Origin of the sequence: Corallococcus macrosporus, assembly GCF_017302985.1 — a bacterium.
Classification (GTDB): Bacteria; Myxococcota; Myxococcia; order Myxococcales; family Myxococcaceae; genus Corallococcus; species Corallococcus macrosporus_A.
Window position 1 is genome coordinate 250,725 of the sequence record NZ_JAFIMU010000002.1, and the last position, 23,137, is coordinate 273,861.

The following is a 23,137-nucleotide window of genomic DNA, read 5'->3' on the forward strand; positions in this document are numbered from 1 at the left end:
GCGTCCTCTTCCTGACGTCCCGCCTGTCCCGAGGGCCATGACGCCCTGGCTTGCAGGTGGGCCGGACCTGAACGGTTCCAAGACCATGCTCAAGAACAACCCGGTGATGAAGAAGCTCGTGGAGACAGGCGAGGAGCGCGTGGGCAAGCTCGCGCAGCAGCTGCTCTCCAACGAGAAGTTCGTGGCGGCGGTGCAGGGACTGGTGTCCCGCTCGCTCGCGGCGAAGGGGACGCTGGACGGCGCGCTGCGCACGGCGCTGTCCGCCATGAACCTGCCGTCCACGGGGGACCTGGAGCAGCTGCGCTCGAAGGTGGACGACCTGGAGCGGCTGCTCGCGTCCATCGAGGGCAAGGTGGACACGCTCGTGTCCAGCACGTCCACGTCCTCGAAGAAGAAGGCGTAACGCGCGCTGTTCCCAAGGCCATGCGGCGCCCGCTTCCTCACGGGCGCCACGTGCTTCAAGCCGCGCCAGCGCTTCAGGAAGCGCTGGAGTCCTTCTTGTCGCCCTTCTCCACGGCGTCGAGCTTCTTCTCCAGCTCCTCCAGCCGCTGCGTGAGCGCCTGCATGTCGCGGCCCAGGGCGGGGAGGTTGCCGGTGAGGTTCTCCACCACCTGCTTCACCCGCTCGTCGATGCGGCGCTGGAAGTCCTCGAAGGCGCGCTGGCTGGCCTTGAGCAGCTCCGCCGGGTTGAGGCTGGCGTTGCCCTCCGCCTGCGGCGCGGGCGTGGCGGCGGCCGTGTCCGGGGTGGCCTCCTGGGGGCTGCCGTCCTCGCGGCGCAGCAGCTTGTCCAGCCGCTGCTCGGCCTCCTCGCGGATGGAGGCCACGCGCGGCGTGACCTCCTTCTGGATGAACCCGGAGATGGACTCGCCGGGGTGGCGGATGATCTCCCGCAGCACCGACAGCGGCATCTGGTTCTTCTTCTTCTCCTCCTCGAAGATGATCTGCGCGAGGGTGACGGAGGTCAGGTCTTCCTTCGTGCGGTTGTCGACAATCCGCACCTCGGTGCCCTCCTTGATCATCGCGGCGATCTCATCGAGCGTGACGTACCGGCTCTCCACGGTGTCGTAGAGCTTCCGGTTCGTGTAGCGCTTGATGATCTTCGGCTCCTTGTTGCTGCTGGGAGCGTTTGCTTGCTCGGCCTCGCTCATGTCTGTCGTCTCCGACCCCGGCTGCGCCTTGGCATTTACTGGTTTACTTCTTGATTTCCAAAGGGGCGAACCTCGTATCAAAGGGGTCGGAAGCGAGCAAGTTACCCGGGCCCGACTCGCGGTGGTTGACGGGTGGGCCTATGCTTCGAGTCCCCCCGACCCGACCCCATGATCGTCCAGTGTGAACAGTGCCAGACGCGGTTCAAGATCCCCGACGAGAAGGTGACGGAAAAAGGGGTCAAGGTCCGCTGCACCAAATGCCAGAACACCTTCCGGGTGGCGCGTGAGCCCGCGCCCGCGCTGAGCGCCCCTCCGCCCGCTGCCCCTCCGGCCGTGCAGGCGGACCCGTTCCAGGCGTTCGGAGACGCTCCGGAGCCGACCGGGGAGGTCACCCGGCCTGGACCCGCGTACTACGCGCCCGGCGCGCCCGCGGTGAAGACCCCGGTGAAGACCTGGGGTGACGTGGACGTGGACATCGACGTGGACACGGGAGGGGCGACGATGCCGTTCGACCCGCCCGCGTCGTCCCCGGGCATCGCCGCCCGGCGGCAGGCGGCTCCGCCCTCGACCCCGCTGCCGTCGCCCACGAACCTGGCCGGGCTGGACCTGGAGGACCCGTTCGCGGACTTCATGTCGGATGCGCCCGCGCCCGCCGCTCCGGTGGCGCCGCCGCGGCCCGTGGCCTCTCCTGCGTCGGGGACCTTCCGCGCGGTGCCTCCGGGGGCCTTCGCGCCGCCGGCGGCCCGGGCCGCTCCTCCCGGGGCGTTCGCGGCGGGGCCCTCGGGTGCGGCCCGTCCGGCCGCCGTGGCTCCGGCGGGGGCCGCGCCCCTGGGGGGACCCTCCGCGCCCGGCTCACGTCCGGCCGCCGTGGCTCCGGGGGCCGGTGGAGCACGGCCGCCAGCGGTCGTAGACCTCGGTTCTGACTTCGGCTCCGTGGATGATCCGTCGTTCCTGGGCCTGGATGACTTCGGCGGGACTGATTCGCCTGGGCTGGGGCTTGAGGCCGCTTCGGCGCCTCCCGGGGCAAGGGCAGGGGCCCCGCCGGCAGCACCAGGAGTTCCCGCGGCTGCTCCGGCCCGTGCTCCCATTCAGCCGACTCCCGGCGCTGCTCCGGCCCGTGCCGCCATGTCCGCGACTCCGGGAGCCCCTGGGGCCGGGGGCGCGGCGCGCGCGGGCATGCCGCCGGCGGCTGGAGGCATCGCGGCCTCGGCGCGTCCCGGTTCGCCCGGGGGCCCTGCCGCGGCGGCTCGTCCGGGAGCCGCGCCTGTCGCCTCGCCGGGCCTTGCCGCGGGTTCGACGGCCCCCGCTCCGGATCCGCTCTTCGACTTCTCCCTCGACGCTCCCGCGGCTCCGGACGCGGTGTCGCTGCGCCATGCCGCGAACGTCGCCGTCGCGCCCTCTCCGAGCGGCGCCACGGCGGTGGGACCCGTCGTTCCGTCGCCGTCGACGGGCTTCGAGAGCGACGACCCGTTCGCCTCCATCGACGTCGCCGCTCCGGCGCCGGACCTGGCCGCCGCGCCCATGGACACCGGTGCGGCTCCGGAGCCGATGGGCGACCTGTTCGACTTCTCCGGCGCGGGTGCCTCCGCAGAGGAGGGGATGGCTCCCACGGACACCGGCCGCGCCGCGCTCCTGGGCGACGTGCCCGCGGAGGCTGGCGCGGACGAGCCCGGCGGCATCTCCCTGCTGGGCGACGTGCCGGCCTACGACGACGGCGACCCGTTCAAGATCACCACGCCCCGCCGCGAGGTGGTGGACCTGGCCAACATGCGCGGCGGCCCCGCCGTCACCGTGGCCAAGCCCTCCGCGCGCATCGAGGACGTGGGCATGCCCCAGCGCCGGCTGCCCGGCCGCGCGCGGAAGGTGACGGGGCTGGTGCTCAACCTCGCCATCGCCACCGTCCTGGTGGTGGCCCTGGGCGCGCTGGGCACCGTGTACCTGCGCGATGGCAAGGTGGATCCGTCCACGCTGTCCCCGGACCGGCTGCGCACGCTGGTGATGCCCGCGTCCCGCCCGTTCGTCGCGAGCGACGTGTCCAACGGCCTCTATGAAACGCGCGACGGCCGCATGCTCTTCGTCGTGCGCGGCGAGGCGGAGAACCGCACCGGTGCCGCCGCGGCCGTGCGCGTGAAGGCCGCCCTGTTCGACGGCGACCAGCGGGTGCGCTCGGCGGAAGGGCTCGCGGGCGCGCTGGCCACGCCGGAGGAGCTCCACGCCGTCACCACCCGCGAGGCCGCCACCGCGCTCCGCCAGCGCATGGACGCGGCCGCGCTCCCGGTGCCGCCGGGCGGCAAGGTGCCCTTCCTGGTGATGTTCCAGGAGTTCCCCGCGGACCTCGCCGGCTTCCGGCTGGAGGTGACGCTGGAGCCCGTCCCCACCGAACCCACCGCTGACCGCACGGGAGGCTGAAGCCGTCATGTCCACGCTGGAGGAGGCCCGTGCGCTCGCGCGCAACCTGCACGCCCTGGGCGGGGGCGCCACCGTGCGCCGCAAGGCCGCCGCGCGCGAGCTGGCCCGTCGTGAGCCCTTCGACACGAACGAGCTCATCGGCCACCTGCTGACGCTGTCCCGCGCCGGGCAGGCCCCCGCCACCTGCGTGCTGTCCGACTTCCTGGCCGCGTTGGACCAGGAGGCCGAGCACATCCCCCACGTGGAGGCGCTGCGGCGCATGGCCCACGTGCAGTCACTGGAGGCGGTGGCGGACCTCTTCGCGCAGGGGCCCGCGCGCAAGGAGCTGGACGCGGACGCCGCCGCCCGCGCGGACGCGCTCGCCGCCAACCAGTCCCTGGGCCACCTGAAGCAGCAGGCCCGCCTCACGCGCGACCCGGACGTGCTGTCGCGCCTGGCCACCGTCAGCAACCCGGCCGTGCTGCGCAACGTGCTCATCAACCCGCGCCTCACGGAGGACCTGGTGGTGCGCATCGCGGCGCGCAGGCCCGCGCGGCCGGAGCCGCTCGTCGAAATCTGGAAGACGCCGCGCTGGTCCGTGCGCCACAAGGTGCGCCGCGCGCTGGCCTTCAATCCGTACCTGCCGCCAGAGGTGGGCGCGAAGCTGGTGCCGCTGCTCACCACCGCGGACCTGCGCGAAATGGTGGAGGCCACGGAGCTGCTGCCCGCGCTGAGGCAGCAGGCCGCGCGCCTGCTCCTGGCGCCAGCGCCCGGCAGTCCGCCCGGTCCGCTGGTCCTCTCGACGGGGGAGGAGTTCTAGGAGCGGCGGTCCTTGTTGGGGCCTTCGGTGAAGTCCGCGTCGGTGTGGCCCCGGCGCGAGTGGGGCAGGTGCTTCACGTCCACCAGGTCCTCGCCGCGCGAGGCCTTGCGGAAGGAGTAGACGAACTTGCCCACCGCGTTGCCCAACTGCCCCATCCGGGCGGCCGAGAAGACCACCAGCAGGATGAAGCCGAGGACGATGAATTCTCCGAGGCCCAGCATGCGGCGGACACTGCAATAAACCCACCCGCGAGGCAAGTTGCGCCCACGCGTCCACCCCCGGACGCCCGTCCCACGTGGGCGCTGCGCCGGGGGGCCGTTCCAGCGCACACTGCGCGCCCATGCTCCTGCTCGCTCACCGTGGTGCCAGCGCCGACGCCCCCGAGAACACCCTGGAGGCCTTCACGGAGGCCGTGCGCCAGGGCGCCGACGGCGTGGAGCTGGACGCCATGGTGTGCGGCTCCGGCGAGGTCGTCGTCTGCCACGACGAGCGCCTGGACCGCCTGGCGGGACAGCCCTGGGAGGTGCGCACCACGCCCTGGTGGAAGCTCGCCCGCGCGGACGTGGGCTCGCCCCTGGGCTTCGCGCCCGCGCGCATCCCGCTGCTGGAGGAGGTGCTGGACGCGCTGCCGGAGCACTTCCTGGTCAACATCGAGCTGAAGTGCGACCGCTTCGACGACGGAGGCCTGGCGGCGGGCGTGGCGCGGCTCCTGGGCGACCGCGACCTGGCGGGCCGCGTGGTGGTGTCCAGCTTCAACCCGCTGTGCCTCTTCCGGCTGGCGGCGGCGGCACCGGGCCTGCGCCGGGGCTTCCTCATCGACCCGGACAAGCCCTGGGCGCTCCAGGCGTACGCGCTGAGCCCGCTGGTGTCGTCGCACTCGGTGCACCCGTTCCACGAGGCGTGCACGCCGGAGCGCGTGGGCGCGTGGCGGGATGCCGGACTGCGCGTGGCGGCGTGGACGGTGGACGACCCCCAGCGCGCCCGCGAGCTGCGGGACCTGGGGGTGTCCTACCTCATCACCAACCGTCCGGGCCGCGTGCGCGAGGCCCTGCGCTGACTAGAAGTCCAGGCCCAGCGTGGTGTTGAAGGCGAAGACGGACGGCAGGTCGCGGCTGCTGGCGCCCTCCTGGTCGAAGCTGCCCAGGTTGGTGAGGGAGATCTCCGCGCCCAGCTGCAGCACGCCGCCAATGAAGCGCGCGCCCGCGTAGAAGCGCGGGGTGAGGTTGTCACCCGCGTTCACCCGCGAGTACGGCGCGGCGTTGGTCAGCGCATCGCGCGAGTCGTTGCCCTGCGAGTCCGCCACGGTGCGGCCGGGGTCGAAGTCCAGCGTGCGCGTGGTCGCGCTGACGAAGTTGAGGTCCAGGCCGCCGTAGGGCGTCAGCGTGACCATGCCGCCCAGGGGGAACTGCTTGCCCACGCCGATGTCCAGGCCCGTGGTGGTCAGGTCCAGGTTGTGCGCGCCGAACAGCTTCGTCACGTGCAAGCGCAGGCCCACGTCCGGCAGGTAGGTGAAGCCCTCGTTGACGGCCCACTTCAGCTCGCCCGTGGCCGTCACCATGCCGCTCTTCTCAATCCAGCCCACGCGCCCGCCCAGCTCCAGCGAGAAGGGCAGGCCCTTGCGCACGTGGAGCGACGGCACCAGCACGGAGCCGGGCTGCTCGGCCTCCGTGGGCAGCACCACGTCCTCCGGCAGCGACACCACGGACAGCTCCGCGTTGAACGCGAAGCCTGAGTGGCCCGTCGTGCGCGGGGGCATCAGATTCGCCGACGTCATCACCGCGCCGAAGGTGCGCGCGAAGGCACGGAAGTCCGCGCTGGCTTCGGCGAACTGCGTGTCCGTGATGACGGAAGAAGTGCCCCGGCGCTCGACGCCGAAACGGGAAAGCTTCAGGTCGTTGTCGTCCGCATGGGCCGCGGCCCCGGACAGCGCCGTCGCGAGCAACAGGCACCGACTGAACGTCCGCATGGGGGAATCACGCCTCCAGGACGCATGCCGGCCAAGCGGGCGCCCACCTGCCGCGGACCCTAAATCGGCCCTCGGTGAAGCGTCAACAAAACGGGCGGCCCTCCTCCAGGGAAACGCCTGGAAGCGAGCCGCCCGTGGGTCAGGCACTCCGGGTCCGTGCCCGGAAGCCTGGAATGACTACTGCTGGCGCGGCTTCACCGGCGTGGTGGCCGCGGCGGCGGGCGTCACGACCTTCTGCGCCACCTCCGCCGGACGGCGGCGGATGACCAGGGTGCGGCGGCTGGCGAACTCGGTGCTCTCACGGGCCACCACCAGCACGTTGTTGTTGCCCTCCTTGAGCGTGAAGTCGGAGGTGAACTTCAGCGTGTTGGGCTCGCCGCCCTTGGGGTCCACGGCCTTGAAGTAGACCTTCTGGTCGTTGACCAGCACGTAGACGTCCAGGAGGCCGTTGGGGTCCTTCACCACGCCGGAGAGGGTGAACTTGTCGCCGTTCACCACCACGCCGCCGTGCGACGGATCCACGTCCAGCTTGATGTCCGGCGGCTGGCGCGACGTGTTGTACGCCACCGTCTTGGGCGCCACGGCCTTGCCGGTCTTCACTTCCTTCGCGTCCTGCGTGCGAACGAAGGCGAAGCGGTCCTTCTCCAGCGCGACCTTGTAGTAGCCCTTGGTGGTGGCCTCCAGGGCCAGCGTCGCACCCTGCGGCAGCTTCGCCACCGGACGGGCGTCCGCGGTGGGGGAAGCGAACAGCTCCGCCTTGTCCGACAGCTTCACCAGGCCCTTCTTCGCCTCCAGCGAGGCCACGGGGCCGTCCTTCACCGGCAGCTGGAGCTTCTCCAGGACGAACTCCTCCAGGGGCTCGTCGAGGATGGCCAGCTTCAGCGGGAAGGTGTCGCCCTTGAAGGCCTTCTTCAGGGACACCTGGAAGCGCGCCGTCTTCGTCTCACCGGGCTTGATCTCCCCCAGTTTGAAGCGGCCCTTCTCGATGAAGATGTTCGCGTCGCCGCCGTTCTTGATCTGCGCGAAGGAGTCCAGCGCCGGGCCCACGCCCGTGTTGGTGACGTCCATCACCACCGTGACGTCCTCGCCGCGCTGCACGACGCCGTCGCCGTTGCAGTCCGCGCAGTCATCCACCACCTGCCAGTTGAAGGCGAACGTCGGGCGGGGCAGCTCCACGAAGGACAGCTCCGACACCAGCGTGTCGCGCAGCGGGCCGTTGTCGTCGAACAGCTTCACCTTCACGTCGTCGCGGCGGCTGGTGAGGTCCTTGGGCAGGCGCACCTGCACCTTCCAGGACTTCTTTTCACCCGGGGCGATGGCGCCGAAGAGGAACTCGCGGCGGTCGAGGAACGCGTTGTCGCTCTCCGTCCAGCCACGCACGCGCTTGAGCGGCTCCGTGCCCTTGTTCTCCACGTGGATGACCATGTCCAGCTGCTCGCCGGCGATGATCTTGGCGTCGGCGCCCGGGGTGAAGCTGGCGTCCAGCTGCACGTTCTTCGGCGTGGGACCGGGGCTCCAGTCCAGGCCCAGGGCGGCGATGGCGTTGTTGATGCGCTGCTCCTCCTCGTTGCGCTTCTGCTCCACGAAGGCCTTGCCCTTGGCGATCTGCTCGCCGCGCTTGATGGCCGGCACCTTCAGCACGAAGTCGCGCGCGAACTGGACCTCGAAGTCCTCCTTGATCTCCTCCTGGGACTCCGCGTCCAGCTGGTCGTCCAGGTCCTCGCCCTGGCCGGCCACGTCCACGTCCAGGAGCGGATCATTCTGGCCGTGCTCCTTCTTGGCGTCCTTGCCGGTGCCCGGCTTGGCGGCGACCTTCTCCTTGGGCTCTTCCTTCTTGGCGGTGGCCTGGGCGGCCTTCTCGTCCACCTTGAGGTACTTGAGGCTGGTGCCCGGCTTCTCGCGGTCCAGGACCTCCTCGCGCTTCTTGGCGACGGTGGAGGACTCCGGGTTGCCGAAGTGCTGATCCAGGTCCGCCTCGCCCATGGACTTGCGCGGCGCGAACACGTCCACCCGGTCCGCGGTGACGCGCGTGGGCACAAGCTGGATGTCCGGAACGATGCCGACCTCCTGGATGGAGACGTCACCCGGGGTGAGGTACTTGGCGATGGTCAGCTTGAGCGCGCTGTCGTCCGGGAAGTCGTAGAGCACCTGCACGCTGCCCTTGCCGAACGTCTGGCGCCCGATGATGACCGCGCGGTCCAGGTTCTTGAGCGCGCCCGCCACGATTTCAGACGCAGACGCGCTGCCCGCGTTCACCAGCACCGCGATGGGGTAGGACTCCTCGCCCTCCGTGGGGCGCGCGCGCTTCTCCTCGCGCAGCTTGTCGCTGAAGCCCACCGTCGCGACGATGTTGCCCTTGGACAGGAACGTGTCCGACACCTGGATGGCCTGCTCCAGGAGGCCGCCCGGGTTGCCGCGCAGGTCGAGCACGAGGCCCTTGAAGCCGCCCTTGGCCTCCGCCTGCTTGCGGATGTCCGCCAGCGCCGCCTCCAGGTCGCGCGTGGTGTTGCCCTGGAAGTTCTTCAGGCGCACGTAGCCCACGCCGCCCGCGAGCAGCTTGTGCTGCACGGACTCAATGGAAATCATGGCGCGCGCCACCGTCATGTTGCGCGGCTTGTCCCAGCCGTCGCGCTCCACGGTGATGGTGATGCGGCTGTCCACCGGACCGCGCAGCTTGGACACGGCCTCGTTGAGGTCCATGTTGACGGTGGACTCCTCACCAATCTTCTTGATGCGGTCGTCCTTCTGGATGCCGGCGCGCGCCGCGGGCGTCTTGGGCAGCACCTTCACCACGGTGAGGTTGCCCTCCTTCATCTGGATGACGAAGCCCAGGCCGCCGAACTCACCCTTGGTGGACAGCTTCATCTCCCGGTACAGCTCCGGGCGCAGCAGCACCGAGTGCGGGTCCAGCGTGGAGAGCATGCCGTTGACGGCCGCGTACTCGATGTCGCGCGTCTCCTCGATGGGACGCATGTTCTTCGACAGGAAGTCGAACACGTCCTTCAGCGCGAAGGACATCTTCCACAGGGAGTCGACGTGGGAGATGTCGAACTCCTTCTGCTTGCCGTTGACGTTGACGTTGAGCTTTCCCGTCTCCGGGTTGCCGTCCACGAGCACGTCCGGGACGCTCTTCTCCACGTACTCCAGGGAGGCGATCATCATCTCCTTGGGCTTCACCCGCTTGGGGTCGACGTAGTTCTCCTTCACGTAAAGGATGACCTTCGTCAGGACGCGGAGGCTGTTGAGGTCGTGCGGGGCCTTCTCGCCCTTGTTGGCGGAAGGCAGCGCGCCGTCCCAGGAGTCCTGCCCCGCCTCCGCCGCTCCCACGGTGAGCGGGAGGGGGGCGCGGTCACTGCCTGCGAATGCCCAGGCCCCACACAGAACGGCGACGGCGGTGATGCGGCGGAAGATACGCGGCATGCGGTTCATCCCAGCTGAGGCGCGAGGGGCGCCCCGGGTGATGCGTGAAAAGCCCTGTGAATCCGAACGGTTCAACGGGTGCCAAGGGACCTGGCAGCGGCCGGGCAAGCCTAATCACGGCTTCCAGGTGCTTCAAGGCGTGGCCTTGTCACTAGCGACCGAGAACGTCTGCCGCAGGCAATGCGTTCCCGGGCGGCCTGCACGGATGGACACCCGGCATGCCCCTTTATTTCGTGTCAGGGGCTGCCACCGGACGATGGGCTCCCGGCGCGGATCGCATCCGGCGGCGGAGGCAGGTCCCCGGCCTCCCGCAGGCCCCGGTACAGGAGGGTGCCTCCGATGATGGCCACCGGGAGGAAGAAGGTGTTGAGGATGGGAACCCAGAGCAGCAGGTAGACGCCCGCGCCGAAGCCCAGGCAGAGGGCCCGGCGCTCGCGCAGCATGCGGCGCACCTGGGCGAAGGGGTACAGGTGGCGCGTCATGGGCGCGGCCAGGTGCTCCGCCGCCATCCAGAGCATGGTCCACAGGCTGGCCAGCACGGTGAACGCGATGCTGCCCAGGCCCGGGACGAAGTTCAGCGGCAAGAGCACCGCCAGCCCCAGGAAGAGCAGCGCCATGCGGGCGAGCGTGTGCAACAGCCCTGTCGTCATGCCGCGCAGGAAGGAGGCGGGGGAGAGGACGGCGTCCGCTTGCGCACACTCGGCCTCCGTCGCCTCCGACAGCGGGTCCTGCAGCGGCGTCAGCAGGAGGGGCGGCACCACGTTGGCGCCCACCACCCAGGCGACCAGCGAGCCCAGCACGAGCGCGGCGTACCAGCCGGCGCGGCCGTACCAGGTCTCGGGCCGGGCCCACACGGACTCCAGGAGGCCGGGCGCGTAGCGGTAGAGCAGGACGGCCAGGGCCACCAGGGCCACGGCGGTGAGGACCGCGCACAGGCTGGACAGGAGGAAGAGGCGGCGCGAGCGGAAGATCAGCCGGAAGGCGCGGCCGAGCACGCCCACCCCCTGGAAGAAATCCGACAGACGGGGCTGGGGGGAGAGCGTGGGGACGGGGGATGCAGGACGCATGGGGTCGGGGTGCTCAAATGAGGGCAAGGCCAGCGGGCCTCGTTATATAGGGCGCCCTCATGTCCCTCGACCTCAAGCGCGTGGCCTCCGAGCCCCTCACTTCCACCGCCCCCCTGGTGGAGGAGCTTCGCAAGGCGGAGAAGCCCCGGGCCCAGCACCGGCTGGGGCTGGAGCACGAAAAGTTCATCTATCCCGTGGGGTCCGCCCAACCCCCGACCTACGAGGGACCGAACGGAATTGGCGCCCTCCTGGAGCGCATCGCCCCAGGCGGCTACGACCGCTTCCGGGAGACGCCCGAGTCGCCGGTCATCGCGTTGCAGCGCGGCATGGCGGCCATCTCCCTGGAGCCGGGCGGGCAGTTCGAGCTGTCCGGCAGCCCGTTCTCCACGGCCCGCGAGGCGCACCAGGAGAACCTCCAGCACCTGAAGGAGACGAAGGCTGCGGCGTCCGCGCTGGGCCTGCGGCTGGTGGCGCTGGGCTACCGGCCGGTGGGCACGACGGGAGAGATGCCCTGGATGCCCAAGACGCGCTACCAGGTGATGCGCCGCACGCTGCCGGAGCGCGGCCGGCTGGCGCTGAACATGATGTTGATGACGTCCACCGGGCAGGTGTCGCTGGACTGGGCGGACGAAGCGGACTGCGTGCGCAAGACGGTGACGGTGGCGCGCCTGTCGCCGCTGCTCGTGGCGCTGTACGCGAACAGCCCGCTCGTGGAAGGCAAGCCGTCCGGCTACATGTCCTTCCGCAGCCGCGTCTGGGAAGAGGTGGACCCCACGCGGTGCGGCTACCTGCCGTCCTGGTTCGACGGCTCGTTCTCCTACAAGGCCTACGTGGACTGGGCGCTGGACGCGCCGCTCCTGTTCCTGCGCCGTCACGGCGAGTACCGCCACCCGAAGCTCACCTTCCGCCAGCTGATGCAGGAGGGCTACGAGGGCAAGCCGCCGGACATGGGGGACTGGACGGACCACCTGTCCACGCTCTTCCCGGAGGTGCGGCTCAAGAAGGTGCTGGAGGTGCGCGGCGCGGACTGTTCCAGCGCGGCGATGACGGGGGCGCTGGGCGCGCTCTGGCGCGGCATCCTCTACGACGCGCAGGCGCTGGAGGAGGCGGAGCTGCTCTTGCCGCGGCTGACCTTCACCGAGCACCTGGCGTTCCACGACACCGCGCGCCGCGAGGGCCTGGCCGGGAGGCTGGGGCCGCGCGAGCTGCACCGGCTGGCCGGGGAGATGGTGGCCATCGCGAAGCGGGGCCTGATGCGGCTGGACCCCGAGGACGCGCCGCTGCTGGCGCCGCTGGAGGCGGTGGCTGCTTCGGGCCGCTCTCCGGCGCAGGCGGTGCTGGATGCGTGGAAGGAAGATCCGCGTCCGGAAGTGCTGATGACGCGCTTCGAGCTGTGAAGCGCGTCCCCTCGCGGACGCGGACCTGCGTGGGCGGCTAGAAGCGGCCGCCCACGGTGATGTTGCCGTTGAAGAGGCTGCCCTTCGCGTCGTCGTTGGTGCCGGGGCGCTCGACCAGCTCCTCGCCGCCGACGAGGCGGTAGGTGGCGCGCACGCCGGCGGTCAGGGCGCCCAGGCGGTACTCGATGCCCGCGGCCAGGGGCAGCTCCGTCTGCCAGTCATTGTTGTAGACGTCCTGGGAGCCCGAGGACGCGTGCAGGTAGCTCAGGCCCAGGCCCGCGCCCACGAAGGGGTGCCACTTCTGGTCGACGATGGGGCCCAGCTTGCCCAGCAGCGTGCCGTTGTTGCGCCAGATGTGGTTGCCGCCGGCCACGCGGGCGTCGTCGATGGGGATGTTCTGGCCTTCGTAGCCGGCCTCCACGCCGATGTACTTGTAGGGCTGGGCGTTGGCGGTGATGTTGAAGAGCCCGCCCACGCCCGTCTCATCGCCCAGGTCGCCGGTGAAGCCGCCCAGGCCGATGCCCACGTCCAGGCCGGCCTGGACGTCCTGCTCGCTGTAGCTGAGCCGGCGTGACACTTCCGTCGCATCCACCGCGAACGCGGGGCCTGCCACGCAGACACCGGCCACCACCAGTCCTGCCACCCTCGAAGTCCTTCTCATGTCCAGGCTCCTCCTGCTTGAAGTGCATGACCTGGAATGGAAGCTGGGGCGGTGGGGCTGGACGGTGCACCTGCCCTGGGAGCGGAGCCAGGAGGCCGAGGGCCTCAGCGCCGGCCGAAGAGCTTCTTCAAGCCGGACAGCAGGCCGCTCGGCCGGGCCTCCGGTTCGGTGTGGAAGGGCGAGCGGGCGATGAGCGCGTCGCGGGAGGCGTCGTCCAGGTCCTCCGTCGCGAGCGTGACGGGCTGCCGCTTCGCGCCGGGCAGGGTGGCGCTGAAGGCCAGGGTGCCGTCGGTGGACAGCTCCAGGTGGAGCTCCACCTCGCCGGGGCGCTCCACGGTGAGGGTGAGGGCGCCGAGCCATTCGTTCTCCACGGCGGTGGCGGCGGTGCCCTGGAAGAAGGCGAGCGCCAGCGGACCTGGAGCGGTGACGGGGATGACGAGCGTCTTGGCGGTGGGCAGGCGGGTGTTGCGCTCCAGCACGCGGCGGAAGGTGCCGGAGTCCTCGGCGACGCCGATGGGCGCGGTGAGGACTTCGGAGACGCTGGCTGCGGGCTTGCCGGTCTCCGACAGCAGCAGTGCGTGGCCGAGCAGCGCGGCGCCGCGGACCACGGCGGTGCGGGCGTCCACGTCGTCCTCGCGCACGGGCACGCCCAGGCTCTCCTCCAGGCGGCGGCGCACGAGGGGCGCGCGGGACTGGCCGCCCACGAGGAGCACGGCGTCCAGGCCTTGAGGGGAGAGGGCGTTGGACTCCAGCACCTCGCGGGTGACGGAGACGACGCGCTGGGCGAGGTCGGCGGTGAGTGCCTCCACGCGCTCGCGGTCGAGCGTGGGGCCGGGGCCGGTGGGCAGGGTGACTTCCACGGAGTCCTTCGTGGAGAGGGACTCCTTGGTGGACTCGGCGAGGGTGCGCAGGGGGCCCCAGTCGAGCGGGTGTTCGGGGCGGGGGTGGCCCTGTTCGGAGAGGTCGCTGACGAGCGCCTCGGCGATGCGGCCGTCGAAGTCCATGCCGCCCAGGGTGGGGTCGCCGCCGGTGGTGACGACCTCGAGGTCATCGCCGGTGACCTGCACGACGCAGACCTCCAGGCCGCCGCCGCCCAGGTCCACGACGAGGACGCGCTTGCGGGCCAGGCCCCGGCCGTGTGCGTACGCGAGCGCAGCGGCGGCGCTGTTGGTGAGCACGCGGGGCACGTCCAGGCCGGCCATGGTGGCGGCCTCGCGCAGGGCGGCGCGCTGGCGTTCGGTGAAGTGGGACGGAGCGCAGAGGACGGCGCGCGTCACCTTGCGGCCAAGGAACGAGGTGGCGGCCTCGCGCAGCTCGCGAAGCAGCATCGCGGTGAAGAGGGTGGCTGCCACGACGCGGCCACCGAGTTCCACGCCCGCGTCGCCGTGGAGGTCGGTGGCGATGGGGAAGGGGAGCTGCGGGGACAGCCAGCGCAGGTTCGGGGAGCGGGCGCGCATGCCGAGCAGGCGCTTGAGGCCGGCCGCGGCGCGGCGGGGCGCACGCGAGGCTTCAACGAGCGCGGCGGCGCCGACCTGGAGCTCCCCGGTGCTGGCCACCGCGATGACGGAGGGGATGCCCGAGCCGTCGGTGCCGGGGATGGGGATGGGCGTGGCGACGCCGTTGATGAACGCGGCGACGCGGGCGTGTGAGGTGCCCACGTCGATGCCGAGCACGACCTCCGCCGCCGCCGGAGCGGGGACGGGCACGGCGGGAGTCAGGTCGAAGAGCGTGCGGCGACGGCTGCGCGCGGTGGCGGCACTGCTCTGTGCGTCGGTGGAGGCCGACGGGGTGACTTCGTCGCGTGCTGGGGTGGATGTCCGTGATGCGGCCGTGCTGACGGCAGCTGTGGCTTCGCTGGCCTGGGACGGCTGTGACGAGGCCGTGCTGAGCGGGGTCGTGGCTTCGCTGGTCTGGGACGTCTGTGACGAGGCCGTGCTGAGCGGAGGCGTAGCTTCGCTGGCCTGGGACGTCTGTGATGCGGCCGTGCTGAGCGGAGGCGTAGCTTCGCTGGCCTGGGACGTCTGTGATGCGGCCGCGCTGAGCGGAGGCGTAGCTTCGCTGGCCAGGGACGTCTGTGACGAGGCTGTGCTGAGTGGCGCCGTGGCTTCGCTGGCTTGAGAGGACTGTGACGAGGCTGTGCTGCGCGGAGCCTTGGATTCGCTGGCCTGGGACGTCTGTGACGAGGCCGTGCTGAGTGGCGCCGTGGCTTCGCTGACTTGAGAGGACTGTGACGAGGCCGTGCTGAGCGGAGCCTTGGATTCGCTTGTGCTGGAGGACTGTGTCGCAGCAGTGCGAAGTGGTGCCGTGGCTTCGCTGGCCTGGGAGGACTGTGTCGCAGCAGTGCCAAGTGGCGCCGTGGCTTCGCTGGCCTGGGAGGACTGTGACGCGGCCGTGCCGAGCGGAGTCGTGGCTTCGCTGATGCGCGAGGGTTGTGTCGCGGCCGTGCTGACGGGCGCTGTGGCTTCGCTGACGCGAGAGGGCTGCTCCGTGGTCAGAGGCTGTGACGAAGCCGCACTGGGTGGCGCCGTGGATCCACTGGCTGCCGATTGTGAGGCGGCAGGGCCGCCTGGCTCAGTGGCTTCACTGACGCTCGATGGCTGAACCGTGGCCACCGGCTGTGACGAGGCGGGGCTGTCTGGAGCAGTGGCTTCAGTGGCGCGAGAGGTCGGCTCCGTGGCCAGCGGCTGCGACGGGGCTGTACTGATGGGCGCCGTGGCTTCACTGGCGTGGGAGGACGGCTCCGTGGCCTGCGGCTGGGGCAAGGCCGTGCTGAGCGCAGCCGTGCCTTCGCTGTCGCTAGAGTGGTGCTCAGCCGTGTCTGGCTGTGACGCGGTCGTGCTGACGGATGCGGCTGTTTCGCTGTCGCGGGAGGACTGCTCCGCGGAGAGCGGTTGCGGCGAGGCCACGCGGGTGTGCGCGGCGGCTTCGCTGTCGCTCAAGGGCTCCGTCGCACCGGATGCTTGAGAGGGTGTTTGTTGCGAGTTCTCGTTGGGACTGGATGGGTGCGCGGCAGCGGCCTGCGTGGCTTCGTCCGAAACCGGCTGTGAATCGATGACCGGTGGAACGGAGGTTCCAATCGGAACCTGGAGCGCCGTTGTTTCGCCCGGGGACTGCTCAATGGACGCCTGCGTGTCGGATGCGAGCGCAACAGAAGCGTCCTCGGGCAGTCCCGGAGTGGGGGCCACCGGCGATGCGGATGGCGTCTCTTCGAGGAACACGCTCGACGCAGCCGTGGAGCGCGCTCCCGCTTCTTCCAGAGGCGACTCCCCGTCGGGAGCGAAAGGGGAAGGGGACGCAGCATCCGCCTCGAAGGGCCTCTCCGCTTCGGCTGCTGCCGTGTCGCTGGCTGATGGAGGCTCAGCCGATCCGACAAGCGCCGTCCATGCATCCTCTGTCGGCAGTTCGACCACGACGACTGTCGACGAATCCTCCTCGTCCTGCGGAGAGTCGAGCACTGGCTCCGTGTTCGACCTGTGCCCTGATTCATCAGCGAGTGACGTGGAGACGTCTTCGCTCGCGGTCGGCGCCGTGGCTTCAACAGCCTGCTCAAGCGCCGCGCTGAACGGGTCCACGTCCTCCGAAGCCGTGCTGAACTCGTGCGGCAGGGAGTCCGGGTCGATGCCCCACGCGCGAAGGCGATCAGCCTCCCGTTGGCTTGGCGTCGCAACCGGTTCGGTGGCAGGAGGCGTCTCCTCCGAAGCGACTGGAGTGTCCTCGGTGGAGAAGGGCTCCGCCGGAGGGAGCGTTGCATCAACCGCGTCGGCGTTCAGTGCGGCAGAGACGCTGTGCTCTTCGAGCGGCAACGACGCTGCAGTGGAAGCTTCCTCGGAGCTGGAGTCCGTTGCTGCCCAGGAGTGGCTCTCGTCCTCAGGCGGCGTTGCTCCAACTGCATCGGAGTCCTGAGCAGCCGAGACAGCATGCTGCTCATCCTGCGGAGGAAGCGTCGCGTCTGGGGCGCCTTTCGCCGTGTTGAAATCCGGTGCGGAAGAAGACCCAGCGGGTTCCTCCTCCGACTCCATGTTGAGGTCGACGTCGAAATCGAACGACGCATCGGAGGTGGCCGCTGCTTCGACGCGTTCGGCTTCGCCTGAAGTGCCACCGGCTGCAGACGCGGAGGCCCACTCGGAATGCTCGGGAGCGTGCGGGGCTCCGAGCACGGCGTTCGGATCAAACGCCTCCACCGACGCCGGAGTGAAACCGGCTGCCGCCCCTGTCTCCAGCGGGAGCGCTTCGTCCGCTCGTGCATCCGGCGCGAAGGCATCCCACTCCGATGCCGAGGACCTCGCTTCCGTGGAGGACTGCTCCCAAGACGATGCTTCCGCGCGGCCTTCATCGACAGGTGCGCTTGTCGCTGCGGCCTCGGCGGTTCCAGATGCCTCCCAGGAAGGCGCATCCGTTCCGGCCTCACCAGCGGCCTCCACCGGTGGCTGATCCGCAGGCGGCTCAGGCGTCCACCCGGCCTCCACCGGAGGCGGCATCACGGCCGCGAAGGTGCCCGAAGCCGCGACAGGCCGCGTCTCCGTGGGGTTCGGCACCTTCGGCTGGACCGTGAACATCTCCTGGGTCGCCCGTTGTGCCCCTTCGCCCGGCGGGTTCCTCCGCGCCTTCCTCGAAAGGCCCACCGACGGAAGGGGCGCGAGGTCCTCATCCTCCTCTGCCGGGCCCTCCGGAAAGAGCGACACCGGCTCATCCGGTTCAGCCAGGTCCGGCGGTGTGACCGCGTCGGGCACCGTCACGGCCGGCAACGTCATGGACGCTCTTGGCGTCGCGGCGCTCGTCCCGGGTTCCTCGCGCGAAGCCTTCGCCGGAGGCTCCGGCGGCACAGGCGCCGTGGGCACTGCCTCCGTCCCGGCGCGTGCGGCAGGCCGTGACGGATTCACAGCCGCGGTCCGCCGGACGAGCCCTGGCGGCAATGGCGCGGCAGGCGGCGTCACCGCCGCTTCCGTCCCGCTCCGCCGCGTGACGATGCGATCGATGAGCGCCTTGCTCGCGGCGTCCAGCTTGGTGAAGCGCACCGTCATCCCGGTGCGCGCACCGCCCGCGTCCGGCTGCGCCCTGGCCACCACGCCTTCACCGCGCAGCAGCCGCGTGCCGTCCGCGAGCACGAACTCGAACGCCAGCCCCGTGCCCTCTGGCTTGAGCGCCTTCGTGGCCACGAAGACCCCACCGCGCCCCACGTTCGAGCCATACCGCTCGATGAACTCCTCCTCCGCCGTGTACGGAAGTCGGATCCGCAGGGGGAGGAGCTTGGGGGCCGGCCCGGTCATCGCAAGGGGATCCGCACGTCCCCGCCGGAGCCCTGCACCACGAGCGCCAGCCCATCGTCTTGCACGGCGTCCTGCGGCACCTCGAACAGCAGCACCACTTCCGTGCGCTGCTCGGGTGCCCATGTGGTGGGCAGGGGCTTCGTGCCGGCCACCGCCTGCGCGTCACGCGCCAGCGGGTACGTCTGCCCCTTCGCGTCCGTCACCTTCGCGCCGTCCAGCGTCAGCGGCGCGGGCATCCCGCCCACGTTCTGGGTGAGGAGCGTCACGCGCAGGAACAGGTCCTCCGTCGTGAGTCCCAGCCCCACCTTGCCGGAGCTGCCCTTCACCGAGTGCGATGCCTCCAGCCCCGTCACCTTCACCGCCACCGTGTCCACGTGCACGGTGTCGTTGCGCTCGGGCAGCCGCAGCTTGCGCGGCCCGGAGTCCCCCATGCCCGCGGCAAGCCCCGCGAGCTTCGAGTCCTCCGGCTCGCGCTGGGCCGGCTGCGGGCGCGTGGCTACGGCGCCGCCCTGCTTCACCCGGTCCGCCTCCGCGCGCAGCTTCTGGAGCGTGCGCGCTTCGGCTTCCTGGCCCCCTTCGGACGTGGAGGCTTCCTTCGAGCAGCCCCCCAGGAGGAGGGCCGCCGTCAGGAACGCCAGGGAGCGGGATGAAGCGCGGGGACTCACGCCGGGCTCGCGCCCTTCACCAGCTCGTAGAGCTTCTCGAGCGCCACGGGCAGCTTGTCCGCATCCGGGCCACCGGCCTGCGCCATGTCCGGCTTGCCGCCGCCCTTGCCGCCCACTTCCTTGGCCATCTCGCGCACGAGGTTGCCCGCGCTGATGCCCTTGGCGACGAGGTCCTTCGTGGCCGCCACCAGGATGACGGCGCGGCCGTCCTTCTCACCGCCAATGGCGATGATGCCGGAGCCGATGCGGTCGCGCAGCTGATCCGCCATGCCGCGGAACACCTTGTCGTCGGCGGGGTCCACGCGCGTGGCCAGCACCTTCATGCCGTTGACCTCACGCGCCTGGTCCATGAGGTCCTTCTGCGAGGCCGACTGAGCCTTCACCGAGACCTCCTCTACCTTGCGCTCCAGCTCCTTCACGCGCTTCTGGGTGGCCTCCACGCGGGTGGCGACCTCCTTCGGGTTCGTGCGCAGGAGCGCCGCGACCTTCTTGAGCTCGTGCTCCTGCTCGCGCACGAACTGGAGCGCGCCCACGCCCGTCACGGCCACGATGCGGCGCACGCCGGACGCCACGCCGCTCTCGCTGGTGACCTTGAACAGGCCGATGTCGCCGCTGCGCTTCACGTGCGTGCCGCCGCACAGCTCCGTGGACTCCGGGTGCACGGTGACGACGCGCACGGTCTCGCCGTACTTCTCACCGAACATGGCCACGGCGCCGGACTTCTTCGCGTCGTCGATGTTCATGACGCGCGTCTGCGCATCCGCGTTGTCGCGCACCCAGGTGTTGACCAGGTCCTCCACCTGCTCCAGCTGCTCCTGGGTGGCGGGGGAGAAGTGCGAGAAGTCGAAGCGCAGGAAGTCCGGCGCGACGACGGAGCCCGCCTGCTTCACGTGATCGCCCAGCACGCGCTTGAGCGCCTTGTGGAGCAGGTGCGTGGCGGAGTGGTTCGCGCGGATGGACTTGCGGCGCTCCACGTCCACGGACGTCTGCACCATGTCGCCGACCTTCAGCGTGCCTTCCTTCAGCTCCACGCTGTGGACGATGAGCCCCTGCACCGGGCGCTGCGCGTCCTTCACCTGCGCCACGGTCTTGCCGCCGTGCGCGACGATGCGGCCCGTGTCGCCCTGCTGGCCGCCGGACTCGCCGTAGAAGGGCGTGCGGTCGAGCACCACGTCCACCGTGGCGCCCGCGGAGACCTGCGGCACCTCCACGCCGTCCTGCACGAGCGCGATGACGCTGCCCTCGCCCTCGTGGCCCTCGCCCTCGTAGCCCAGGAACTGGGTGGGCGCGGTGCGGGCGAGGACGCTCTGGAAGATTTCGCCGGTGGACTTCTTCTCACCGTGGAAGTCCTGGCTGTCGGCCTCCTTCTCCTTGAGCTTGTTGAAGCCCTCCAGGTCCACGTCGTAGCCGCGCTCGCGCGCGATGATCTGCGTGAGGTCCCAGGGGAAGCCGTAGGTGCCGTGCAGCAGGAAGACGACGTCGCCGGAGAGCAGCTTGCCCCCGGAGGACTGGAGCTTGGCCAGCTCCTCGTCCATCAGCTTGAGGCCGCGGTCGAGCGTGCGGCGGAAGCCCTCCTCCTCGTGCTTGGCGACCTCGAGGATGAAGGTGCGGCCGTCGCGCAGCTCGGGGAACGCGTCGCCCATGAGCTCGATGACGCGGTCCACGACCTTGAAGAAGAAGGGCTCCTTGATGCCCAGCTGCGTGTCACCGTGGCGGATGGCCCGGCGCATGATGCGGCGCAGGACGTAGCCGCGCGCCACGTTGGAGGGCTGGACGCCGTCGGCCACGAGGAACGCGGTGGCGCGGGCGTGGTCGGCGACCACTCGCTGGGACGCGCCGGTCTCCTGCGTGTACGGCTTGCCGCACAGCTGGCTGACGGTGGCGAGGATGCCCTGGAACAGGTCGGTGTCGTAGTTGGAGCGCTTGCCCTGGACGACGGACGCGATGCGCTCCAGGCCGGCACCGGTGTCGATGGACGGCTTGGGGAGCGGGATGAGCGGCGCGTCCTTCTCCTTGCGCTCGAACTGCATGAACACGAGGTTCCAGATTTCCAGCCACCGGTCGCAATCACACGCGACGCCATGGCACTTGCGGCCCGCGGCCTCTTCCACACAGGGGATGTCGTCGCCCTGGTGGTAGTGGATTTCAGAGCAGGGGCCGCACGGGCCGGTGTCACCCATGGCCCAGAAGTTGTCCTTGTAGCCGAGCTTCAGGATGCGGTCGCGGGACACGCCCTGCTTGGCCCAGAGCTCGAAGGCCTCTTCGTCCCAGGGGATGTTGTTCTCGCCGTTGAACACGGTGACGGCGAGCCGGTCGATGGACAGGCCCAGCCGCTTCGTCACGAACTCCCAGGCGAACGCGATGGCGTCGGCCTTGAAGTAGTCGCCGAAGGAGAAGTTGCCGAGCATCTCGAAGAACGTGTGGTGGCGCGCGGTGTAGCCCACGTTGTCGAGGTCGTTGTGCTTGCCGCCGGCACGCACGCACTTCTGCGAGGTGGTGGCGCGGCGGTAGTCGCGCTGCTCGCGGCCGGTGAAGACGTCCTTGAACTGGACCATGCCGGCGTTGGTGAACAGCAGGGTCTGGTCGCCAACGGGCACCAGCGAGGAGGAGGCGACACGGCGGTGGGCGCGCTCCTCGAAGAACTGGAGGAACGCCTCGCGGATCTGGGAGGCGGTGAGGGCGGAAGGCATGGTGTGGGTATATGCCACAAGAGGGCCGGGCGCAGCAGTTCCTGGACGGGTCATCCCCTGTGGGACGGGGCATGTAGGCAGGGCTGACGACCGCAGGGCAGGGGAGCAGCCGGGGCCCGGCCAGGTGCCCTGTCCAAGACGCTTGGGGCTCCAGCTTCAGGCCCTGGGGCCTCCGCGATGCGACGGGAGCGAGACCTTGAAGGTCGTTCCCGCTCCCGGCTTGCTGTCCAGCTCGATGCTCCCGCCGTGCGCGTCCACGATGCTCCGGACGATCCACAGCCCCAGCCCGAAACCTCCGGCGTGGGACTTCGGCGACAGCTGCACGAACCGCTCGAAGACACGCTGCTGCGCTTCCTCGGGGATGCCCGGGCCGCCGTCGCGGACGACCAGCGTCGCGCCGTCCTTGGCAGGCTGGACCGCCAGCTCCACCTCGGTTCCCGGGGCGTACTTGATGGCGTTGGACAGCAGGTTCGTCACCACCTGCTCCAGCCGCATCCGGTCCCAGTGGCCGACAGCGGGGTGGTCCGCCTGCACGCGCAGCTCGCAGCCCGCGCGCTGGAGTCCTTCGGCGAAGACCTCGCCCACGCTCCTCGCCACCTCCGCGAGGTCCACCGGTTCCACTTCGATGGGCAGTGGATCATCCGACGCGGTGGCGCGTGAGACGTCGAGCAACTTGTTGATGAGGTTCTCCAGCCGCCCGCACTGCTCCTTGGCCTTGAGGAGCTTGGGCGCTACCTGCGCGGGCGTCAGCGTGCCGCGCTGATTCGCGCGCAGCAGGCTCTCCATGTAGAGCTGGAGCGAGGTGATGGGCGTCTTCAGCTCATGCGATGCGACGGAGAGGAACTCCTCGCGCATCTGGAGCGCGTGCTGGAGCTCCGCCGTCCGCTCCCGCACGCGCTGCTCGAGTTCTCCGTTGAGCTTGTGCAGGTCCGCCTTCGCGCTCTTCAGCGACGCGCTCTCGATGAGCTCCCATTCGCCCGCCTGCCGGATGAGCGCGAACTGGTGGTTGCGGACGACGTTGAGCACATCCATCGGGCCACACCGCTCCAGGCAGTAGCTGCACATCCCGATGATGTTGTGGCTCTTGAAGGTGCCGGTGACGCGGGCCTCGTATTCGACGAAGCCGGACCAGTCCTGACGCTCCAGCCAGTAGGTGTTCCCCGTCAGGCGCAGCCCGGCGTAGCCCTGCGCGAGCGCCCGGCCGTGCCGGTCCACCCAGCCCTGGAGCACTTCGTCCGCGCTCTTGCCCCCGGCCTTCATGTACCAGTCGCGATGGTCGATGATCTCGATCTGCCCCCGGCTCATCCGCTGATCCAGGTCGGGCACCGCGTTGCGCAGCAGGGTCCGCGCATCCGAGGCTCCAAAGGGCTCGGACGTGACCCACAGGCAGTGCTCGTTGTTCTCCAGCCCCGCCTTGAAGTAGGGGACCAGCGAGTCCACGAGGTCCTCCCGGTCGCCGTAGAACTGGCAGAAGTGGGAACCCCAGGGCAGGTCTCCCACCGCGGGGATTCCACTCGGACGCAACGGGATGGGCATGGGGGTTGGTACCTTGAACATGGGGCACCAACAACACGACGGCGCCGCGAATCCGTTCATCCTTGAACGGTCCGCCCGGCTGCCTTACGGGCGGCTGCGTCATGCCCGGACT

The 23,137-nt window shown here is 70.3% G+C and carries 17 protein-coding genes and 1 pseudogene; 7 read left to right on the forward strand and 11 right to left on the reverse strand.

The genetic code is table 11. From position 1 onward, the window contains the following. Nucleotides 1-85 precede the first annotated feature (85 nt). Nucleotides 86-403, forward strand: a complete 318-nt coding sequence (locus JYK02_RS01470) for a hypothetical protein (RefSeq protein ID WP_207048653.1) — start codon at nt 86-88, stop codon at nt 401-403. A 73-nt stretch (nt 404-476) separates the two neighbouring features. On the opposite strand, the gene JYK02_RS01475 is transcribed toward JYK02_RS01470, so the two are convergent. After that, complete coding sequence (locus tag JYK02_RS01475) at nt 477-1,148, reverse strand: polyhydroxyalkanoate synthesis regulator DNA-binding domain-containing protein (RefSeq protein WP_207048061.1); 672 nt, start codon at nt 1,146-1,148, stop codon at nt 477-479. Between the two features lie 168 nt (nt 1,149-1,316). Here JYK02_RS01475 and JYK02_RS40305 point away from each other — a divergent pair, with 168 nt between their 5' ends. After that, nucleotides 1,317-3,557 carry a zinc-ribbon domain-containing protein gene (locus JYK02_RS40305; protein WP_207048062.1) on the forward strand — a complete coding sequence of 747 codons (2,241 nt, stop codon included), beginning with the start codon at nt 1,317-1,319 and terminating at the stop codon, nt 3,555-3,557. Between the two features lie 7 nt (nt 3,558-3,564). After that, nucleotides 3,565-4,356: a hypothetical protein gene (locus JYK02_RS01485; protein ID WP_207048063.1), complete on the forward strand. Its 792-nt coding sequence runs from the start codon at nt 3,565-3,567 to the stop codon at nt 4,354-4,356. Here the strand turns inward: JYK02_RS01485 and JYK02_RS01490 are convergent. Further along, entirely contained in the window at nt 4,353-4,577 is a 225-nt protein-coding gene (locus JYK02_RS01490) for a twin-arginine translocase TatA/TatE family subunit (RefSeq protein ID WP_171437182.1), read from the reverse strand. The genes JYK02_RS01485 and JYK02_RS01490 overlap by 4 nt on opposite strands. A 119-nt stretch (nt 4,578-4,696) precedes the next feature. Here JYK02_RS01490 and JYK02_RS01495 point away from each other — a divergent pair, with 119 nt between their 5' ends. Then, nucleotides 4,697-5,413 (forward strand): glycerophosphodiester phosphodiesterase, encoded by a 717-nt coding sequence (locus JYK02_RS01495; protein ID WP_207048064.1) that lies wholly within the window; start codon nt 4,697-4,699, stop codon nt 5,411-5,413. On the opposite strand, the gene JYK02_RS01500 is transcribed toward JYK02_RS01495, so the two are convergent. The 3 genes from JYK02_RS01500 to JYK02_RS01510 all read right to left on the reverse strand — a co-directional run bounded on the left by JYK02_RS01500 (nt 5,414) and on the right by JYK02_RS01510 (nt 10,809). Beyond that, nucleotides 5,414-6,322, reverse strand: coding sequence for a hypothetical protein (locus JYK02_RS01500; RefSeq protein ID WP_207048065.1), 909 nt, complete (start codon nt 6,320-6,322; stop codon nt 5,414-5,416). A gap of 177 nt (nt 6,323-6,499) precedes the next feature. Next, entirely contained in the window at nt 6,500-9,751 is a 3,252-nt protein-coding gene (locus JYK02_RS01505) for an MXAN_5808 family serine peptidase (RefSeq protein WP_207048066.1), read from the reverse strand. 227 nt (nt 9,752-9,978) lie between these two features. Beyond that, on the reverse strand, nt 9,979-10,809 hold the full coding sequence (locus tag JYK02_RS01510) for an EI24 domain-containing protein (RefSeq protein ID WP_207048067.1): 831 nt from the start codon (nt 10,807-10,809) through the stop codon (nt 9,979-9,981). A gap of 59 nt (nt 10,810-10,868) precedes the next feature. Here JYK02_RS01510 and JYK02_RS01515 point away from each other — a divergent pair, with 59 nt between their 5' ends. Beyond that, on the forward strand, nt 10,869-12,206 hold the full coding sequence (locus JYK02_RS01515; RefSeq protein WP_207048068.1) for a glutamate--cysteine ligase: 1,338 nt from the start codon (nt 10,869-10,871) through the stop codon (nt 12,204-12,206). Between the two features lie 37 nt (nt 12,207-12,243). Here JYK02_RS01515 and JYK02_RS01520 read toward each other — a convergent pair whose 3' ends face one another. Together JYK02_RS01520 and JYK02_RS39410 are read right to left on the reverse strand one after the other, a co-directional pair. Continuing rightward, the gene (locus tag JYK02_RS01520) at nt 12,244-12,867 is read right to left on the reverse strand and encodes an outer membrane beta-barrel protein (protein ID WP_207048069.1); all 624 of its coding nucleotides are present in this window, start codon (nt 12,865-12,867) and stop codon (nt 12,244-12,246) included. Nucleotides 12,868-12,971: 104 nt separating this feature from the next. After that, a complete protein-coding gene (locus tag JYK02_RS39410) occupies nt 12,972-14,573 on the reverse strand; it encodes an Hsp70 family protein (RefSeq protein ID WP_347402429.1) in 1,602 nt (533 codons plus the stop codon). Nucleotides 14,574-14,697: 124 nt separating this feature from the next. Between JYK02_RS39410 and JYK02_RS39415 the strand changes: the two genes are divergently transcribed. Together JYK02_RS39415 and JYK02_RS39420 are read left to right on the forward strand one after the other, a co-directional pair. After that, the gene (locus JYK02_RS39415) at nt 14,698-14,985 is read left to right on the forward strand and encodes a hypothetical protein (protein WP_242588441.1); all 288 of its coding nucleotides are present in this window, start codon (nt 14,698-14,700) and stop codon (nt 14,983-14,985) included. Between the two features lie 534 nt (nt 14,986-15,519). After that, nucleotides 15,520-15,831 carry a hypothetical protein gene (locus JYK02_RS39420; protein WP_242588442.1) on the forward strand — a complete coding sequence of 104 codons (312 nt, stop codon included), beginning with the start codon at nt 15,520-15,522 and terminating at the stop codon, nt 15,829-15,831. Nucleotides 15,832-17,840: 2,009 nt separating this feature from the next. Here the strand turns inward: JYK02_RS39420 and JYK02_RS01530 are convergent. The 4 genes and pseudogenes from JYK02_RS01530 to JYK02_RS01545 form a co-directional block, all read right to left on the reverse strand. Further along, nucleotides 17,841-18,134 (reverse strand): annotated as a pseudogene (locus JYK02_RS01530) (TIGR02266 family protein); the annotation flags it as partial. After that, nucleotides 18,131-18,799, reverse strand: a complete 669-nt coding sequence (locus JYK02_RS01535; RefSeq protein ID WP_207048070.1) for a hypothetical protein — start codon at nt 18,797-18,799, stop codon at nt 18,131-18,133. The gene JYK02_RS01535 and the pseudogene JYK02_RS01530, both read right to left, overlap by 4 nt. After that, nucleotides 18,796-21,489 carry an alanine--tRNA ligase gene (gene alaS, locus JYK02_RS01540; protein ID WP_207048071.1) on the reverse strand — a complete coding sequence of 898 codons (2,694 nt, stop codon included), beginning with the start codon at nt 21,487-21,489 and terminating at the stop codon, nt 18,796-18,798. The genes JYK02_RS01535 and alaS overlap by 4 nt, the downstream gene beginning before the upstream one ends. Before the next feature lie 156 nt (nt 21,490-21,645). After that, complete coding sequence (locus tag JYK02_RS01545) at nt 21,646-23,025, reverse strand: MEDS domain-containing protein (protein ID WP_207048072.1); 1,380 nt, start codon at nt 23,023-23,025, stop codon at nt 21,646-21,648. Nucleotides 23,026-23,137 lie beyond the last annotated feature (112 nt).